General features: G+C 72.0%; 16 protein-coding genes. 9 read left to right on the plus strand and 7 right to left on the minus strand.

All coding sequences use genetic code 11. The features are described from left to right. Positions 1-21: 21 nt before the first annotated feature. From ACNYS0_RS40000 to ACNYS0_RS40010, 3 genes are all read left to right on the plus strand, one after another. Positions 22-780 (plus strand): 3-hydroxyacyl-CoA dehydrogenase, encoded by a 759-nt coding sequence (locus tag ACNYS0_RS40000; protein ID WP_422481349.1) that lies wholly within the window; start codon positions 22-24, stop codon positions 778-780. Positions 781-824: 44 nt separating this feature from the next. Beyond that, positions 825-1985, plus strand: coding sequence for a thiolase family protein (locus ACNYS0_RS40005; RefSeq protein ID WP_422481351.1), 1161 nt, complete (start codon positions 825-827; stop codon positions 1983-1985). Between the two features lie 70 nt (positions 1986-2055). Continuing rightward, complete coding sequence (locus tag ACNYS0_RS40010; RefSeq protein ID WP_422481353.1) at positions 2056-2556, plus strand: nuclear transport factor 2 family protein; 501 nt, start codon at positions 2056-2058, stop codon at positions 2554-2556. Here the strand turns inward: ACNYS0_RS40010 and paaI are convergent. After that, entirely contained in the window at positions 2537-2917 is a 381-nt protein-coding gene (gene paaI, locus ACNYS0_RS40015; protein WP_422482898.1) for a hydroxyphenylacetyl-CoA thioesterase PaaI, read from the minus strand. The two genes, ACNYS0_RS40010 and paaI, sit on opposite strands and share 20 nt — an antisense overlap. A gap of 348 nt (positions 2918-3265) precedes the next feature. On the opposite strand from paaI, the gene ACNYS0_RS40020 reads away from it, so the two are divergent. After that, entirely contained in the window at positions 3266-4078 is an 813-nt protein-coding gene (locus ACNYS0_RS40020) for an acyl carrier protein (RefSeq protein ID WP_422481355.1), read from the plus strand. Positions 4079-4188: 110 nt separating this feature from the next. Next, complete coding sequence (locus ACNYS0_RS40025; RefSeq protein ID WP_422481357.1) at positions 4189-4872, plus strand: GAF and ANTAR domain-containing protein; 684 nt, start codon at positions 4189-4191, stop codon at positions 4870-4872. A gap of 40 nt (positions 4873-4912) precedes the next feature. On the opposite strand, the gene ACNYS0_RS40030 is transcribed toward ACNYS0_RS40025, so the two are convergent. Next, positions 4913-6043, minus strand: coding sequence for an NDMA-dependent alcohol dehydrogenase (locus ACNYS0_RS40030; RefSeq protein WP_422481359.1), 1131 nt, complete (start codon positions 6041-6043; stop codon positions 4913-4915). Positions 6044-6302: 259 nt separating this feature from the next. On the opposite strand from ACNYS0_RS40030, the gene ACNYS0_RS40035 reads away from it, so the two are divergent. The 4 genes from ACNYS0_RS40035 (at position 6303) to ACNYS0_RS40050 (ending at position 10551) form a co-directional block, all read left to right on the plus strand. Further along, a complete protein-coding gene (locus ACNYS0_RS40035) occupies positions 6303-7370 on the plus strand; it encodes an AraC family transcriptional regulator (protein ID WP_422481361.1) in 1068 nt (355 codons plus the stop codon). A gap of 128 nt (positions 7371-7498) precedes the next feature. Then, the gene (locus ACNYS0_RS40040; RefSeq protein WP_422481363.1) at positions 7499-9049 is read left to right on the plus strand and encodes an acyl-CoA synthetase; all 1551 of its coding nucleotides are present in this window, start codon (positions 7499-7501) and stop codon (positions 9047-9049) included. Next, on the plus strand, positions 9046-10068 hold the full coding sequence (locus ACNYS0_RS40045; protein ID WP_422481365.1) for a phosphotransferase family protein: 1023 nt from the start codon (positions 9046-9048) through the stop codon (positions 10066-10068). The genes ACNYS0_RS40040 and ACNYS0_RS40045 overlap by 4 nt, the downstream gene beginning before the upstream one ends. A 39-nt stretch (positions 10069-10107) precedes the next feature. Beyond that, positions 10108-10551, plus strand: coding sequence for a hypothetical protein (locus tag ACNYS0_RS40050; RefSeq protein ID WP_422481367.1), 444 nt, complete (start codon positions 10108-10110; stop codon positions 10549-10551). A gap of 36 nt (positions 10552-10587) precedes the next feature. Here the strand turns inward: ACNYS0_RS40050 and ACNYS0_RS40055 are convergent, their stop codons facing one another. The 5 genes from ACNYS0_RS40055 to ACNYS0_RS40075 are packed head-to-tail and all read right to left on the minus strand — an operon-like array spanning position 10588 to position 16612. Then, positions 10588-11502, minus strand: a complete 915-nt coding sequence (locus ACNYS0_RS40055) for an enoyl-CoA hydratase-related protein (protein WP_422481369.1) — start codon at positions 11500-11502, stop codon at positions 10588-10590. 39 nt (positions 11503-11541) lie between these two features. Then, positions 11542-12372 (minus strand): crotonase/enoyl-CoA hydratase family protein, encoded by an 831-nt coding sequence (locus ACNYS0_RS40060; protein WP_422481371.1) that lies wholly within the window; start codon positions 12370-12372, stop codon positions 11542-11544. A 46-nt stretch (positions 12373-12418) separates the two neighbouring features. Next, positions 12419-13777, minus strand: a complete 1359-nt coding sequence (locus tag ACNYS0_RS40065) for a phosphotransferase family protein (protein WP_422481373.1) — start codon at positions 13775-13777, stop codon at positions 12419-12421. Beyond that, a complete protein-coding gene (locus ACNYS0_RS40070) occupies positions 13774-14967 on the minus strand; it encodes an acyl-CoA dehydrogenase family protein (protein WP_422481376.1) in 1194 nt (397 codons plus the stop codon). The genes ACNYS0_RS40065 and ACNYS0_RS40070 overlap by 4 nt, the downstream gene beginning before the upstream one ends. Before the next feature lie 37 nt (positions 14968-15004). After that, entirely contained in the window at positions 15005-16612 is a 1608-nt protein-coding gene (locus ACNYS0_RS40075) for an AMP-binding protein (protein ID WP_422481378.1), read from the minus strand. Between the last annotated feature and the right edge of the window lie 23 nt (positions 16613-16635).

Below are 16635 nucleotides of genomic sequence, written 5' to 3' on the forward strand. Positions count from 1 at the left end.
GGCCCTCAGAAGGGACCTGCCATGCAGCTCGACGCCCAGTCCTCCGCCCTCGTCACCGGCGGCGCCTCCGGCCTCGGCCGCGCCACCGCCGAGCGGCTCGCCGCCACGGGCGCCAAGGTCGTCATCTTCGACCTGCCCACCTCCGACGGTGGACACGTCGCCAAGGAGCTCGGCGCCACCTTCGTCGCCGGTGACGTCACCAGCGAGGCGGATGCCACCGCCGCCGTCGAGGCCGCCGTCGCGCTCGCCCCGCTGCGCGTCGCCGTCAACTGCGCGGGCATCGGCTCCGCCGGGCGCACCGTCGGCAAGGAGGGCCCGTACGTCCTCGACACCTTCCGCAAGGTCGTCGAGATCAACCTGATCGGCACCTTCAACGTCATCCGCCTCGCCGCCCAGGCCATGACCGGCAACGAACCGGTCGAGGGCGAGCGGGGCGTCATCGTCAACACCGCCTCCGTGGCCGCCTTCGACGGGCAGATCGGCCAGTGCGCGTACTCGGCGTCCAAGGGCGGCATCGTCGGCATGACCCTGCCGATCGCCCGCGACCTCGCGCGCATGAACATCCGCGTGATGACCATCGCGCCGGGCCTGTTCGAGACCCCGCTGCTCGGCCGCCTTCCGCAGGAGGCCAAGGACTCGCTCGGCGCCCAGGTCCCGCACCCGGCCCGCCTCGGGCAGCCCGCCGAGTACGCGCACATGGTCGACTCCATCGTCACCAACCCGATGCTCAACGGCGAGACCATCCGCCTCGACGGCGCGATCCGCATGGCCCCGAAGTAGACCGGGCGCGACGCCAACCCTCGTATCTCACCAAGGAGTTCAGCATGCGTGACGCAGTCGTCGTCGACGCCGTACGCACCCCCGTGGGCAAGGGAAAGCCCGGTGGCGCGCTCTCGGACATCCACCCCGTCGACCTCTCCGCCCACGTCCTCAACGCGCTCGCCGAGCGCAACCACCTCGACCCGGCCACCGTCGACGACGTCATCTGGGGCTGCGTGTCCCAGGTCGGCGAGCAGGCGGGCGGCGTCGGCCGGTTCGCGGTGCTCGCCGCGGGCTGGCCCGAGTCCGTGCCGGGCCTGACCATCGACCGCCAGTGCGGCTCCTCGCAGCAGTCCGTGCACCAGGCGGCCGCCGGAGTCATCGCCGGGCAGTACGACATCGCCATCGCGGGCGGCGTCGAGTCCATGTCCCGCGTCCCCATGGGCTCCACGCGCGCGGGCGGCCAGGTCGGCAAGCCGTTCGGCCCCCTCGTCGGCGAGCGCTACGACCACGTCGTCTTCAACCAGGGCGTCGGCGCCGAGATGATCGCCGAGGAGTTCGGCCTCACCCGCGCCGAGCTCGACCAGCACGCAGCCGACTCGCACGAGAAGGCCGCCCGCGCCATCGACGAGGGCCGCTTCAAGAACCAGATCACCCCGGTCACCCTCGCCGACGGCACCCTCTTCGACACCGACGAGGGCGTACGGCGCGGCACGACGGCCGAGAAGCTGGCCGGGCTGAAGACACCGTTCAAGGAGGACGGCGTCATCTCGGCGGGCAACGCCTCACAGATCTCCGACGGCGCCGCCGCCCTCCTCGTCACCACCTCCGAGGTGGCCGCGCGCAACGGCTGGACGCCACTGGCCCGCTTCCACACCGGCACCGTCACCGGCGTCGACCCGATCACCATGCTCAAGGGCCCGATCCCGGCCACCGCCAAGGTCCTTCAGCGCGCGGGTCTCTCACTCGACGACATCGGTACGTACGAGATCAACGAGGCGTTCGCCTCCGTCTCGCTCGGCTGGCAGCGCCAGACCGGCGCCGACTACGCGCGCCTGAACCCCAACGGCGGCGCCATGGCGCTCGGCCACCCGCTCGGCGGCTCCGGCGCCCGCCTCATGACCACGCTGGTGCACCACATGAAGGACAACGGCATCCGCTACGGCCTCCAGGCCATGTGCGAGGGCGGCGGCATGGCCAACGCGACGGTGCTCGAGCTGCTCTGACACCGCCCCGGCCCCGGAAGCACCTCCAGCGGGCGTTGCGCGAGCGGCCGGACGGGGGAGGAGGCACCTCATGACCGATCACACAGCCCCCGCCCCCGATTCCGCCGGCGCACGTCCGCCGCTTCCGCCGTTCACGCGCGAGACGGCCGTGCGGAAGGTCCGGCTCGCGGAGGACGCCTGGAACACCCGTGACCCGCAGCGCGTCGCGCTCGCCTACACGCCCGACAGCCAGTGGCGCAATCGCGCCGAGTTCCCCGCCGGGCGCGCCGAGATCGTCGCCTTCCTCACCCGCAAGTGGAACCAGGAGCTCGACTACCGGCTGATCAAGGAGCTGTGGGCGTTCGACGGCGACCGCATCGCGGTCCGCTTCGCGTACGAGTGCCATGACGACGCGGGCAACTGGAAGCGCGCGTACGGCAACGAGAACTGGGAGTTCGACGAGAACGGGCTGATGCGCAGGCGCCACGCCTCCATCAACGACCTGCCGATCGCCGAGGCGGACCGCAGGTTCCACTGGCCGCAGGGCCGCCGCCCCGACGACCACCCGGGCCTCAGCGACCTCGGTCTGTAGCGACGCTGCGGCTGCGCCCCCGGAACTCGGCGATCACCGACTCCCCGCGCGTCACCCGCACGTCGTACAGGCCGCTGCGGCCGAAGCGGGTGACCTCGTGGGCGGTGGCCTCCAGCACGTCGCCCTCGTGCGCGGGGGCGACGAAGGTGACATCGGCGCCGGAGGCCACGGTGACGGGGCCCTCGCTGTTGCAGGCACAGGCGAAGGCCGTGTCGGCGAAGAGGAAGACGTAGCCGCCGTGCGCGATGCCGTGACCGTTGACCATGGACGGCGTCACCTTCATCCGGAGCCGGGCATGTCCCGCGCCGTGCTCCAGGAGTTCGATGCCGAGGAGCTGGGAGGCCAGGTCCGCGGCGAACATGCGCTCCGCGGGGCCCGGTTCGGCGGCTTCACTCACGCTGCTTCCTCCCACTCGGCCTACCGACCGATCATTCGGTGTGTGGTGGAGCCAAGCAATCAAGGGGCGCACTGCTTGTCAAGGGTGTCCGGGAGGGCCGCATCGCTCGGGATGTCCCGCGAGCGACATCCGGATGAACACGGAAACCGGGCAAAGCGCCCCCTCGCCACAGCCGTGTAACGGCGCCCGTACCGCGGACAACTCCCGCCCCACCCCGTCCATCGAACCGTGTGTGATGCACACACGCGCCGCGGCGGGACCGGTACCGTCCGGTGCAACTCCTCATGAACTGAACGAACTTGGAGTTGAACCGTGTCCGGAAACACCCTTCTGAAGCGTCCCGCCGCCCTCGCGGCGCTGCTGCTCGCCGCGGGCGTCCTGTCCGCGCCCGCCGCCGCGGCGCAGAGCGCGGACGCCGCACCCGGCGACGCCTACGTCCTGCACGTGACCACCAACCCCACGAGCACCGACTACGACGACCGGCGGGTCGACGTCACCGGCACCGTCACCAAGGCCGACGGCACCCCGGCGCCCAACATCCCCGTCACCGTCAAGGAGGTTGTCCGCTTCACCACCTGGAACCCCTGGGGCGACCCGATCGACCCGAACTACTACGAGCCGCGCGAACTGGGCACACCGGTGAGCGATGCCGACGGGAAGTTCACCGTCCCGGACGTCAACATCGACCACGTGGGCGCAGGCAGCCTGCTCAACGCCGAGCACGAGGTGGAGATCTCGGCCGCCTACGACGAGGACGGCGACCCCGACACCCCGCAGGACGGCTACTTCGCGGACACCACCGTGGGCGTCCAGACCCGGTCCAGCTCCGTCAGCTACCAGGTGAACAAGCGGAAGGTGAAGGCCGGGGACATCCTCACCGTCCAGGGCCGCGTCACCATGCCCGAGGGGGTCGACCCCTACGACACCGAGGTCTTCCTGCAGACGTACTGGGAGAGCCAGTACGACGTCAGGACGACCACCGAGCAGGACGGCTTCTTCGTCATGTCCGTGCGGGTCGACAGAGACGACACCAAGTTCGTGCTGCGCACGGCCCCGCGCGATCTCTACGTGACGGGAGCGGAGAGGACGCTGCCGGTCACCAACACCTCGGCCACCAGCGGCTGACACGCCCCGAGGCCCGCCCGCCCCGACCGCGACAGGTTCCGGCCGGGGCGGGCATGGCAGGCTAGGTTCGGCACCCGGAACGTACCCACCCCGAAGTCGAGGAGCGCGGCATGGAATGGCGTGAGTTCGCTCTGAACATGGCGTCCATGGCGCGCGAGCTACTGGCGCAGCAGTCCGTGGACGCGACGCTGCACAAGATCACCACTTGGTCCGTCGACCAGGTCGAGGGCTGCGACGCGGCCGGCATCCTCGTCCTGCGCAAGGGGCAGGTGGAAACGCTCGCCGCCACCAGTGACCTCGTCGTCGAGAGCGACCGGCTCCAGGGCGACGTCCGCGAGGGACCGTGCTTCGACGCGGCCCGCACCGGGCATCCCGTGTTCCGCATCAAGGACCTCTCGACCGAGACGACGCGCTGGCGCTCGTACGCCCCGCGCGCCCACGAGCTCGGCATCGGTAGCATGATGGGCTTCCTGCTCTACACCGAGGAGGAGGGCGACCTCGGCGCCCTCAACCTCTACTCAGCCCAGCCCGGCGCGTTCACGGAGGGCAGCGAGACCGCGGGCTGGCTGCTCGCCTCGCACGCCGCCGTGGCCTTCTCCAGCGCCCGCGAACACGCCTCCCTGCACCGTGCGGTGGAGACCCGCCACGTCATCGGTGAGGCGATGGGCATCCTGATGGCCGGCCACGATCTGAGCGAGGCCGACGCCTTCGCCGTGCTGCGCCGCTACTCGCAGGAGCACAACATCAAACTCCGGGAGGTGGCCCGCTTGGTGAGTGAACGGGGCGGCCTGTGAGTCTCCAGCGCCCGCCCCGTCCCGCCCCCGCTCGCAGTGCTCAGTAGTCAGCGTCGGTGTAGCGGACCACGCCGCGCAGGTTCTTGCCGTCCCGCATGTCCTGGTAGCCCTGGTTGATCTCCTCAAGGCGGTAGGTGCGCGTGGTGAGTTCGTCCAGCTTGAGCAGACCTGCACGGTACTGCTCGAGCAGGCGCGGGATCTGCGTGCGCGGGCTGATGCCGCCGAAGATGGCGCCCTGGATCCGCTTCTGCATCAGCGTCAGGTCGAACAGGTTGACCTTGGCATCGATCTGCTGCATGTCCGCGAGGGCCGTCGCGATGACCTGGCCGCCCTTGGCGGTCATCGCGAGCGCCGGGGCCAGTTGGTCGCCCTGGAGTTCGCCGACGGTCAGGATGACGGTGTGTGCCTTCGCACCCCAGGTCAGCTCCGTGACCGGCCCCTCGGCCTCCTCCATGGAGGCGAAGGTGTGCGTGGCGCCGAACTCACGTGCCTTGTCCCGCTTGAACTCGACCGGGTCCACCGCGACCACGAAGCGCGCGCCGGCCGCCGCCGCGCCCTGCACCGCGTTGATGCCGATGCCGCCGACACCGACGACCACGACGGTGTCTCCCGGGCGGGTGTTGCCGATGGAGACGGCGGAGCCCCAGCCCGTGGAGACGCCGCAGCCGAGCAGCGCGGCCGTCTCCAGCGGCACATCCTTCTCGATCTTGATGACGGACGACTGGTTCACGGTCACGTACGGGGCGAACGTGCCCAGCAGACACATCGGTGTGACCGGATCGCCGCCCGCGGTGCGCGTGCGGTAGGTGTTGTCGGCGATGGACTGCCCGGTCAGCAGGTTGGCGCCCTGGTCGCACAGGTTCTGCAGGCCCTGCGAACAGGGGCGGCACACGCCGCAGGCCGGGATGAAGGCGAGGATCGCGTGGTCGCCCTCCTCGACACCGGTGACGCCGGGGCCGACCTTGGTCACCACGCCCGCCCCCTCGTGCCCGCCGAGCAGCGGGTAGCTGGCGGCGAGGCTGGCGCCGACGCGGAAGTGTTCGTCCGAGTGGCACAGGCCCGAGGCGGCCAGGCGCAGTTGGACCTCGCCCGCGACCGGGTCGCCGACCTCGATCGGCTCGACCGTCCAGTCCTCGCCGGGCTTGTGGAGCAGGGCTCCCTTGGTCTGCATGCGCGTCCTCCAAGCTTGGGCAACACGGCCGCGCCCGACCGCGCCCTCGTCACGAACGCCGGACGGCCGGACGGGGCCGGACACACTTGTCTCAAGCTATGGCGGCCCACCGGCGTGCCTCCATGACCAAAGCGGACAACGCCGGGACAGATTCGGACACGCAGCCGGGTTGTGGCCGCCGAGAAGCCCGTGCTGTCATGAATTCCCCTGACGGATACGGGCGTTGGCAACGTGAACGGCGGGAAACGGAGGGCCGGTCATGACCGTGTCGGTGGACACGGCTGCCGCGCAGCCGGAGGTCATCGCCGAGGGCTTCACCGACTGGGACTTCCCGCGCGCCGCATCGGGCGTCGTCCTGCTGCTCGACTTCGCCGCGGAACGCGGACTGGCCGCGGCCGACTGCCTCGCGGGCTCGGGCGTCGACGCCGCCGCGCTCGGCGACCCGCACCATCTCGTCGAGGCCTCCCAGGAGATCGCCGTCGTCCGCAATCTGCTGCACGGCCTCGGCGACCGCCCGGGGCTCGGCATCGAGGTCGGGGCCCGCTACCACGCCACCACGTTCGGCCTGTTCGGCTACGCGCTGCTCAGTGCCCCGACGATGCGCGAGATGTTCCGTTGCGGGCTGCGGTACTCGGCGCTGACCTTCGGCTTCGCCCGGCACAGCGTGGTGGTGGACGCGGCGGGCGGCGTCGTGCACCGCATGGACGGCGGCCGGATCCCCGCCGACGTACGCCGCTTCCTCGTCGAACGGGACTGCGCGGCCAATATCGTCCTCGGCCGCCAGGTGTTCGCGGGCGGGCCCGCCGTCCCGCTGCGCCGCGTCGACCTCGCCTTCCCCGAGCCGCCGGGCGGCGCGTCCGACACCGTCCTGGACGCGCCGGTGCGCTACGGCACCGGGACCACGGCCCTCGTCTACGACCACGACTTCCTCGACAGCCCGCTGCCGCACGGCAACCCGCACACCGCGCAGATCTGCGAGGAGCTGTGCGAGCGCCTCGTGGCGCAGCGGGCGAGCGGCAGCGGCGCGGCCCGCACGGTGCGCCGGAGCCTGCTGGCGGGCGGTGGCCCCGATCCCGGCATCGAGCACATCGCCCGCCGCATGAACATCACCTCGCGCACCCTGCGCCGCAAGCTCGCCGCCGAGGGCACCACCTACCGGCGCCTGCTCGACGACGTGCGGCTCACCCTCGTCCAGGACGGTCTGCGGCACGAGCGGCTGTCCGCCGCCGAGCTGGCGCACCGGCTCGGCTACTCGGAGCCGTCGAGCTTCATGCGGGCCTTCCGCCGTTGGACCGCGGCGGATTCCCGGCGGACCGACGGGAGTTGAACCAGGTCCGCCCGCCCTGAACGAACGATCAATTCATCGCGTCCTACGTCTTGCTGCCGCCTCGCGGGGTGACTTAGAAAGAGTCCACGGCCACCCACCGGCGTCCACGTCCATGCGAAAGGCGTCCCGTGTATCCAGGTGCCCACGCGCTCCAGTCCCCGCAGCGCCCCGCCGTCGTCATGGCGTCGACCGGCGAACAGCTGACATACGGGGAGCTGGACGAACGCTCCGTCCGGCTCGCCCATGTGTTCCGGGAGGCGGGTCTGCGCCGCGGCGACGTGGTCGCCCTCCTCACCGACAACTCGATCCACACCTACGAGGTCTACTGGGCGGCGGTCCGCTCCGGTTTCTACATCACCCTCGTCAACCACCATCTGTCCGCGGCCGAGATCGCGTACATCGTGGCCGACTCCGGCGCCGCCGCTCTGGTCGTCTCGGGCGTCCTCGCCGATCTGGCGCGGGACGTCGCGGCGCAGATCCCGGCGACCGCGCGCGTGCGGCTCGCCTACGGCGGGAGCGTCGACGGGTACGAGGACTACGCGGCCGCGCTCGCCGGGGCGTCCGCCGAGCCGCCCGCCGACCAGCCGCGCGGCGCCGACCTGCTCTACTCCTCCGGAACCACCGGCCGCCCCAAAGGAATCCGCCCCGAGCTCCCGGACCGCCAGGTCGGCGAGCCGGGCGACACGCTCGTCGAACTCCTGCGCCTGTTCTACGGCTTCGACGAGCACGCCGTGTATCTGTCGCCCGCGCCCGTCTACCACGCGGCGCCGCTGCGCTACGGCGCCTCCGTGCACGCGCTCGGCGGCACGGTCGTCATGATGGAGCGCTTCGACCCCGAGGACGCGCTGCGCGCCATCGAGCGCTATCGCATCACGCACAGCCAGTGGGTGCCGACCCACTTCATCCGCCTGCTGCGGCTGCCCGAGAAGGTCCGCACCGCCTACGACCTCTCCAGCCACAAGGTCGTCGTGCACGCCGCCGCGCCGTGCCCGCCGGACGTCAAGCGCGCGATGATCGACTGGTGGGGTCCGAAGCTGTACGAGTACTACTCCGCGACCGAGGGCATCGGCATGACACTGATCACCTCCGAGGAGTGGCTCACGAAACCGGGTTCGGTCGGCCGGCCCATCCTCGGACAGCCGAGGATCTGCGACGACGAGGGGCGCGTGCTGCCGGCGGGGGAGACCGGCACGGTCTACTTCGCGCGCGAGGGCGACGGCACCTTCGAGTACCTCGGCGACCCCGACAAGACCAAGGGCGCCCAGCACCCGGAGCACGCGGACTGGGTGACGCTCGGCGACGTCGGCCACCTCGACGAGGACGGCTACCTCTTCCTCACCGACCGCCGCACTTTCATGATCATCTCTGGTGGGGTGAACATCTACCCGCAGGAGATCGAGAACGTCCTCGCCCTCCACCCCGACCTCACCGACGTCGCGGTGATCGGCGTCCCCGACCCGGAGATGGGAGAAGCGGTCAAGGCGGTGGCACAGCCCGCGCCGGGCGTGACACCGGGCCCCGACCTGGAGGAGCGCCTGATCGCCTACGTACGCGAGCGCATCGCCCACTACAAGGCGCCCCGCAGCGTCGACTTCGTGGACGAACTCCCGCGCACGCCGACCGGCAAGCTGGTCAAGGGAAGACTCAAGGCACGCTACGCCCAGCCGGGACCGGCATGACGAGCGGCGTCGGACCCGCGGTCGACGCCTGGCTCGCCGCACACGTCCCCGGCATCGCGCCGCCGCTCACCTTCGACCTGGTCTCCGGAGGCCGCTCCAACCTCACCTACCGGGTCACCGACGCGAGCGGCACCGTCCGGGCGCTGCGCAGGCCGCCCACCGGCGGAGTCCTCAGCACGGCACACGACATGAGCCGCGAATGGCGCTTCCTGACAGCCCTGGCGCCCACCGAGGTGCCGGTGCCCGAACCGCTCGCCTACTGCGCCGACACCGCGGTGAGCGGGGCGGAGTTCTACGTCATGGACTTCGTCGAGGGCGCCGTGGGCGCGGACCGGGACGCCGTCGCGGACTGGCCGCAGGACGCGCGGCGCCGGGCGGGCGCGAGCCTGGTGGAGGTGCTCGCGGCGCTGCACCGCCTCGACCCCGCCGACGTCGGCCTCGGTGACATGGCGCGCCCGCGCGGCTACGTCGAACGCCAACTGCACCGCTGGCAGCGCCAGGTGCACCGCTCCGGCGCCCCCGACCTGACGCTCCTCGACACGGTCCACGACGCGCTGCTCGCCGACGTACCCCCGCAGTCGACGGGCATCGTCCACGGCGACTTCCGCCCGGGCAACCTCTCCTTCGCCCCCGACGGCACGGTGGTCGCCGTCTTCGACTGGGAACTGGCCACGCTGGGCGACCCCTTGGCGGACCTCGGCTGGCTCGTCTCCACCTGGGAACAACCGGGCGACACGGTCCCGCCCACGACAGCGGGCCCGAGCGCGGCCCCCGGCTTCTGCACCCGCACCGACCTGATCGACGCCTACGCGAAGGCCTCCGGCCTCGACGTCTCGCACCTGCCGTACTACGTGGCGTTCTCCCGCTGGCGCTCGGCGTGCATCGGCGCCGGCGTCGCGGCCCGTTTCGCGGCGGGCGTGATGGGCGAGAACGAACTGCCGGTCGAGGAACTGGAGCGGCAGGTGCTGCGGCAGAGCGAGGCGGCGTACGAGGCGGTGGAGGCGCTGGGCCGTCCGTAATGGGCAGCGCCGCACTGCCTGACATCGAGGGGTGACGAAGTGCCGGTCACGGGTCAACATGCGGCCGTCCCGGCGGATGCCCTGGATCGCCTCCAGCGAGTCGTCGCGGCCGAGCTGTGGCACTACACGACGGCGCCGGTGGCGAAGCGGTACTACGTGCGCGGGTGCATCCCGGACCTCGACGGGGCGAGGGTGACGGTCGCGCTGTGGGCCGGCCCTTCGGCGAGGGAGAAGACGAACCTCTTGTTGTCCGTCCCTCTCCTGGCCGACGGGCCGCCTCTCGCGGCCACGCAGGTCGTCGTGGGCCTCTTGGGTCTTGGCCGGGGAACCCATGTGTTCGGCTTCACGGGCCGCCGGTTCGACGGGAAGCGCGTCGTCGACGGCCGCAGGCTGGTGGAGCGGGGCCCACCCGGCCCCTGCCGGCCGACTCTGCTGGTCGGCAGGGGGCGAGAGGCTTCTACTTTGAGCGGCCCGGGCAGCTGAAGCGGTACTGAGGGAGCCGGCCGCGGCCGGCCGCGCTCATCGGACGTCCTGCGGTGGCTCGGGCCATGACGGGAGGGTGTTCTCGTGGTCGGCGAGGGTTGCCGGGAACTTCGCCGGGCGCTTCTCCAGGAAGGACATGACGCCCTCGGCGGCGTCCGGGCCCTGGCCGAGCTTGTACATGGCCGCCGAGTCGAAGCGGTGCGCGTCCCACGGCGAGGCGGCGCCGAGCATCGACCACATCAGGCGGCGCGAGTGGGCGACCGAGACGGCGGAGGTGTTCTCGGCGATCTCGGCGGCCAGCGCGTACGCGGTCGGCAGGAGGTGCTCGTCGGGGACCACGCGCGAGACCAGGCGTCCGGCGAGGGCCTCCGCCGCGTCGAAGAGCCGGCCCGTCGCCACCCACTCCATCGCCTGCGAGATCCCCACGACCCGTGGCAGGAACCAGCTCGACGCCGCCTCCGGCACCAGTCCTCGGCGCGCGAAGACGAAGCCGAAACGGGCCGACTCGGCGGCGATCCGGACGTCGGCGGGCAACGTCATCGTCGAACCGACGCCCACCGCGGGGCCGTTGACCGCCACGACGACCGGTTTCACGCTCGCGGCGATGCGCAGCGCCACACACCCGCCGCCGTCGCGCGGGATCCCGTCGATGGTGCCGAAGTCCGTGCGCCCGCCGGCCCGGCCCACGGCCTCGTGGTCGAACGTGGCGGCGCCGCCCGCCAGGTCCGCGCCCGCGCAGAAGCCGCGCCCCGAACCGGTCAGGACCACGGCCCGCACGTCGTCGTCGGCGTCGGTGGCATCGAACGCGGCGATGAGTTCGGCGGCCATGGTGTGCGTGAAGGCGTTCAGGCGCTCGGGCCGGTGCAGGGTAATGGTGGCGATGTGGTCGGCGACCCGGTACCGGATCTCCGTGAAGTCGGTTTCCGTGGGGGCCTGTTGGGCGTCGCTCATGCGTGGGTCCTCAAGCTCTCTGTGCCGTACGGGAAAGTGTCAGATGTCCGTGAAGCGGGGCGCCCGTTTTCCGAAGCGGGCCGCCACCGCCTCGACCTGGTTCGGGCTGCCGATCAGTGCGCCGATCTCCTTCTGCTCCTCGGCGAAGCCGGTCGCCAGGTCGGTGCGGCCCGCGAGGTCGAGGAGCCGTTTGGACGCGCGGACGGCGTGCGGGCTCTGTGCCGCGATCCGGGCCGCCGTCTCCAGCGCGGCGGCCAGCGGATCGTCCGCCGTGTACGTGGCCAGGCCGATGCGCGCGGCCTCTTCACCGCCCACGATCCGGGCGGTGAAGGTCAGTTCCTTCGCCACGTCGCGGCCGACGAGCTCCGGCAGCAGTTGCGTGCCGGTCATGTCGGGGACGAGCCCCCACGCCACCTCGAACACGCTGAGGCGGGCATCCGGCGCCACGATGCGGATGTCGGCGCCGAGCGCGACCTGGAGCCCACCGCCGAGCGCGTTGCCGCGCAGCGCGGCGATCACCGGCATCGGCAGCTCCGCCCACACGTAGGCGGCGCGCTGCCCGGCCGCCTGCGCGGGACCGTCCGACGGCGGCAGCGCGGCGAGCCCGGACAGCCGCTCTCCGTCCCGCATCGCCTCGAAGGAGGTGAAGTCGAGCCCGGCGCAGAAGTCCGGCCCCGCACCGGACAGCACCACGCACCGGACGCCCTCCTCGGTTTTCAGCCGCTCGCCCGTGGCGACGAGCGCCTCGAACATGGCCGGGTCCAGGGCGTTGCGCTTGTCGGGCCGGTTGAGCCGGACGTCGGCGACGCCGTCGGTCACGGTGACCGTCACCCGCTGGGGTGCCTCGCCTGCGGCCTCTGTGCTGGTCATGCGCGTGCTCCCTCGGTTCTTGTTCCTACGGGTTCGGGGGTGGCGGTCACCGTGCCGGTTGCGCCGCGTACGCCGGGTTGGCGACCGCGAGGCGGTCCGTGACACCGCCTCGTACGGCTTCGAGGACGGCCGGATCGCCGGGCTCCGCCGTGCCGTCGCGGACGGCCTCGGCGAGGGCGCGGTCGTCGGCGAGGCCGAGCGCGGCCAGGCGGCGGGCGTGGGCCTCGGCCTGGGACGGTGCGAGCAGCGCCTCGCGGCGGGCGACGGCCACGGCGTTCGCCGCCACCTTCGACAGGAACCGCAGCCGCTGATCGCCCGCCGCCTCCTCGGTGAGGAAGGACTGCACGGAACGCAGCAGCGCGTCGGCGCCGGGCCGGTCGTGCGGGGAAGCGGCGGCGGTGTCGTCGCGGCCGGCGAGGACATCGGGCACGGTGCGGGGGTCGGCGACGCCGAGCGCGAGCAGCACGTCGTACTCCTGCTCGCAGACCTTGCGGCCGAGGACGGCGTACTCGACGGACTGTTCGGCGCCGGACAGGAAGCGCTCGGCCTGCATCCGGCACAGCACCGCCCAGCGGAGCGTGCCGTACACCTCCCACCAGTGCAGTTCGTCCTCGCCCGGACGGGTCCCGGCGATCTCGGCGTACCCGGCGAGCAGCTCCTCGCGCGGGCCGAAACCGCCCACCGGCTCGGCCGCGCCGAACCGCCAGGCCTTCACGCACAGCCAGCCCAGGTCCTCGACCGGATCGCCGAGGTGGGCGAGCTCCCAGTCGAGGACGGCGCGCACGCCCGTCCCGTCGACCATGAGGTTGCCGTTGCGGAAGTCGCCGTGCACCACGCGGGCCGGGTGAGTGGTCGGCGGGCGGTGCTCGGCGAGCCGGCGCAAGCCCAGTTCCAGGGCCGGGCGCGGCTCGTCGAACTGGCGGTAGAGGGCGGTGAGGTGGTCCAGCGGGTCGGGCTCGGGCAGGCCCGGGACGGACGCGGCCGGGATCGCGTGGATGCGCGCGAGGATCCGCCCGAGGTCGCGCGCCAGCTTCGGGCGCACCGCCGCGAACCGCTCGTCGCGCAGCAGGCGGCGCGGGATCGTCTCGCCCCCGACCCGCTCCATGAGCAGGTGGGCGCGCCCGAGGACCGTGCCGTGGTCGACGAGTCGGGGCACGGGCACCCCCGCGTCGGCCGCTGCCGCGAGGGCCGCGGCCTCCCGCGCCATCACCTCGGGGTCCGGCCTGACCGGTGGGTCGCAGCGCAGGATCAGGGGGTGCGAGGTGCCGTCGGGTGCCGTGGCGTCGAGGGAGAAGGTGTCCCGGCTGGCGCCGCCGGAAAGGCGCCGCCAGCCCTCGACGGTCACGGGGCCGCCCCACAACCCGGCCAGCCGGTCCCGCAGTTCCTCCCGCAGCGGATCGCTCACGCGGGCAGCCCCGCCCACGGCGCCCTGTCGACGTCGGCGAGCAGTTTGCGCGCGACGACCATGCGGTGCACCTCGTCGGGCCCGTCGTAGATGCGGGCGTAGCGGGCGCGCCGGTACATGGCCTCCAGCGGGGTGTCGGCGGTGACACCGAGCGCGCCGTGCACCTGGATGGCGCGGTCGACGACGTTGTGCAGCACCTGCGCGCCCCAGAACTTCACCATGCTGATCTCCAGGCGGGCCTGCCCGTCCTGGTCGTAGCGGCGCGCCGCGTCAAGGGTCATCAGGCGGGCGGCCTGGATCTCGGCGGCCGACTCGGCGATGTAGCGCCGGATCTCGCCCTTCTCGGCGAGCAAAGAGCCATGTGCGTAACGGGTGTTGGCGCGCTCGACCATCAACTCGAAAGCGCGCTGGGCCTGTCCGAGCCAGCGCATGCAGTGGAAGATGCGGCCGGGCCCGAGGCGGCGTTGCGCGATGGTGAATCCCTGGCCGCGCTCGCCGAGGAGATGGTCGGCGGGGACCCGGACGTCGGTCAGGCGCAGTTCGCAGTGGTCGCCCTCGGTGTCGCCCATCGTCTCCAGGACGCGGGAGATCTCCAGGCCCGGGGTGCCGGCCGGGACGATGATCGCGGACACGGCGGCGTGCGGGCTCGCGGCGTCCTCGTCGGTACGGGCGAAGACCGTGGTGAACGCGGCCCGGCTGGCCCCGGTGGTGAACCACTTGTGGCCGTTGAGCACCCACTCGTCGCCGTCGAGCACCGCGGTCGTCGCGATCCGGGTGGGGTCGGAGCCGGCCACCTCCGGTTCGGTGAGCCCGACGCTCGGGCTGATCTCGGCGTTGACCAGCGGCGTGAGCCAGCGCTCGCGCTGCGCCCGGGAGGCGTAGAGATCGAGCATGATCGAGTCCTGCATGGTGTACGTTCCGACGGCGAGCTGGCCGTACTCGGAACGCCCGATGATCTCGTTGACCAGCGCGAAGTCGTACAACGGCAGTCCCTTGCCGCCGAGTTCGGCCGGGTGGCCGAGGATCCACAGGTCCAGCTTCTTCGCCCGCTCCTGGAGCGCGGCGAGCGTGGCGCGGGCCTCGGGGGTGCGGCCGCCGAGCACCTTCTCGGCGGGGATCACCTCGTCGTTGATGAACGCGGCCATCCGGGCGCGCAGTTCCGTCAGGTCGTGGTGTGTCGCGTCAGGCATGCGGATCCGTTCGGTCGGAGGCGTCGGGGGAGTCCTGTCAGTCGCGGGCGGCCTCGCGCAGCCGCACCTTGAGGACCTTCCCGGCGGCGTTGCGCGGGAGCGCCTCGATGACGACGACCGAGGTCGGCTTCTTGTACGAGGCGAGCAGTTCGCGGCAGTGGTCGATGATGTCGGCCTCGGTGGGCGGGTCGGCGGGGTCCCTCGGCACGACGTACGCGCGCGGGGTCTCCACCCACTCGGGGTGCGGCACGCCCACGACGGCCACCTCGGCGACCTTGGGGTGCTGGTCGATGACGGCCTCGACCTCGGCGGAGTAGATGTTCTCGCCGCCCGAGATGATCATGTCCTTCTTGCGGTCGACGACGTAGATGTAGCCCTCGTCGTCCATGCGGCACAGGTCGCCGGAGTGGAACCAGCCGCCCTCGAAGGCCGCGGCGGTGGCCTCTGGATTGTTCCAGTAGCCCAGCATGAGGTTGCCGCCGCGGTAGACGATCTCGCCGACCTCGCCCACCGGCACGTCCCGCATCTCCTCGTCCACGATCCGCGCGTCGACGTGTCGCACCGGCTTGCCGACGGAGCCGAGCTTGCGCACCGCGTCCTCGCCGTCGAGGTAACAGGTCACCGAGGCCATCTCCGTCTGGCCGAAGGCGCTCCTGATGACGACGCCGGGGAACGTGTCGTTCATCGCCTTCAGGACGGAGGGCGGGGCGGCCGACGCGCCCCAACTCAGGCTGTTCAGGACGAGCTTGCGGTCCCGGATGCCGGGCACCTCGCAGATCGCCTTCCACTGGCTGGGCACCAGGAAGCAGCCGGTGATCCGCTCCCGCTCCAGCAGGTCGACCGTCTCGGCGGCGTCGAAGCCGACGGTGGCGCCGATGACCGTGCAGGTGCCGTAGAGCATGGAGGCGACGATCGAGTCGACGCCCGCGATGTGGAACATCGGAATGTTCAACAGGCCCCGGTCGGTGGGCTTCGGCGGCTGCACCTCCACCATGTGCAGGGTGTTCACGACCAGGTTGAGGTGGCTGAGCACGGCGCCCTTGGAACGGCCGGTGGTGCCCGAGGTGTACATCAGGAACGCCGGGTCGTTCTCGTCGACGTCGCCCTCGACGGGCCCGTCGTCGTACGCGTCACGCACCGTGGTGAGGCTTTCGGTGCCGTCCGGGGCCTCGCCGTCCCCGAGGTGCAGCACCCGGCAGTCGGAGCCGGCAAGGCGCCGCGCCTCCAGGCCGAGTCGTGTCAGCGGCGCGTCGACCACGAAGACGGTCGGCGCGCAGTCGCGGAGGACGTGCGCGACTTCGGCGGGCACCAGACGGAAGTTGATCGGCACGGCGATCGCGCCGAGCCGCAGCGCGGCGAACCAGACCTCCACCGTCTCCATCCGGTTGGTGGTCAGCGCGGCGACCCGGTCGCCGGGTCCTACGCCCCGCGCGGCGTAGGCGCGCGCGAGCCGGTTCACGCGCGCGTCGAGGACCGCGTACGTGATCTCCCGGTCCCGGTGGCGCAGGGCCGGGGCGGTGGGCGTACGCCGGGCCTGGCGCGCCAGTTGGTGGGCGAGCGAGAGGCGGCGCCCGGCCCGCAGGGACACGTCGGGCGAGGGGGCGGGCGGTGCGGGGGGACCGGATGCGTCAGTTGCGTCGGGCACGAAGGACACGGGGCTCCCGTCGA

It is taken from the genome of Streptomyces anthophorae, assembly GCF_049310305.1.
Taxonomy (GTDB): domain Bacteria; phylum Actinomycetota; class Actinomycetes; order Streptomycetales; family Streptomycetaceae; genus Streptomyces.

Bases quoted from the DNA above. Each gene is read 5' to 3' on its own strand.
- ACNYS0_RS40070 (WP_422481376.1), bottom strand. From the start codon at position 14,967: ATGCCTGACGCGACACACCACGACCTGACGGAACTGCGCGCCCGGATG.
- ACNYS0_RS40030 (WP_422481359.1), bottom strand. From the start codon at position 6,043: ATGCAGACCAAGGGAGCCCTGCTCCACAAGCCCGGCGAGGACTGGACG.
- ACNYS0_RS40000 (WP_422481349.1), top strand. From the start codon at position 22: ATGCAGCTCGACGCCCAGTCCTCCGCCCTCGTCACCGGCGGCGCCTCC.
- ACNYS0_RS40060 (WP_422481371.1), bottom strand. From the start codon at position 12,372: ATGACCAGCACAGAGGCCGCAGGCGAGGCACCCCAGCGGGTGACGGTC.
- paaI (WP_422482898.1), bottom strand. From the start codon at position 2,917: ATGTTCGCCGCGGACCTGGCCTCCCAGCTCCTCGGCATCGAACTCCTG.
- ACNYS0_RS40010 (WP_422481353.1), top strand. From the start codon at position 2,056: ATGACCGATCACACAGCCCCCGCCCCCGATTCCGCCGGCGCACGTCCG.
- ACNYS0_RS40055 (WP_422481369.1), bottom strand. From the start codon at position 11,502: ATGAGCGACGCCCAACAGGCCCCCACGGAAACCGACTTCACGGAGATC.
- ACNYS0_RS40005 (WP_422481351.1), top strand. From the start codon at position 825: ATGCGTGACGCAGTCGTCGTCGACGCCGTACGCACCCCCGTGGGCAAG.
- ACNYS0_RS40045 (WP_422481365.1), top strand. From the start codon at position 9,046: ATGACGAGCGGCGTCGGACCCGCGGTCGACGCCTGGCTCGCCGCACAC.
- ACNYS0_RS40035 (WP_422481361.1), top strand. From the start codon at position 6,303: ATGACCGTGTCGGTGGACACGGCTGCCGCGCAGCCGGAGGTCATCGCC.
- ACNYS0_RS40025 (WP_422481357.1), top strand. From the start codon at position 4,189: ATGGAATGGCGTGAGTTCGCTCTGAACATGGCGTCCATGGCGCGCGAG.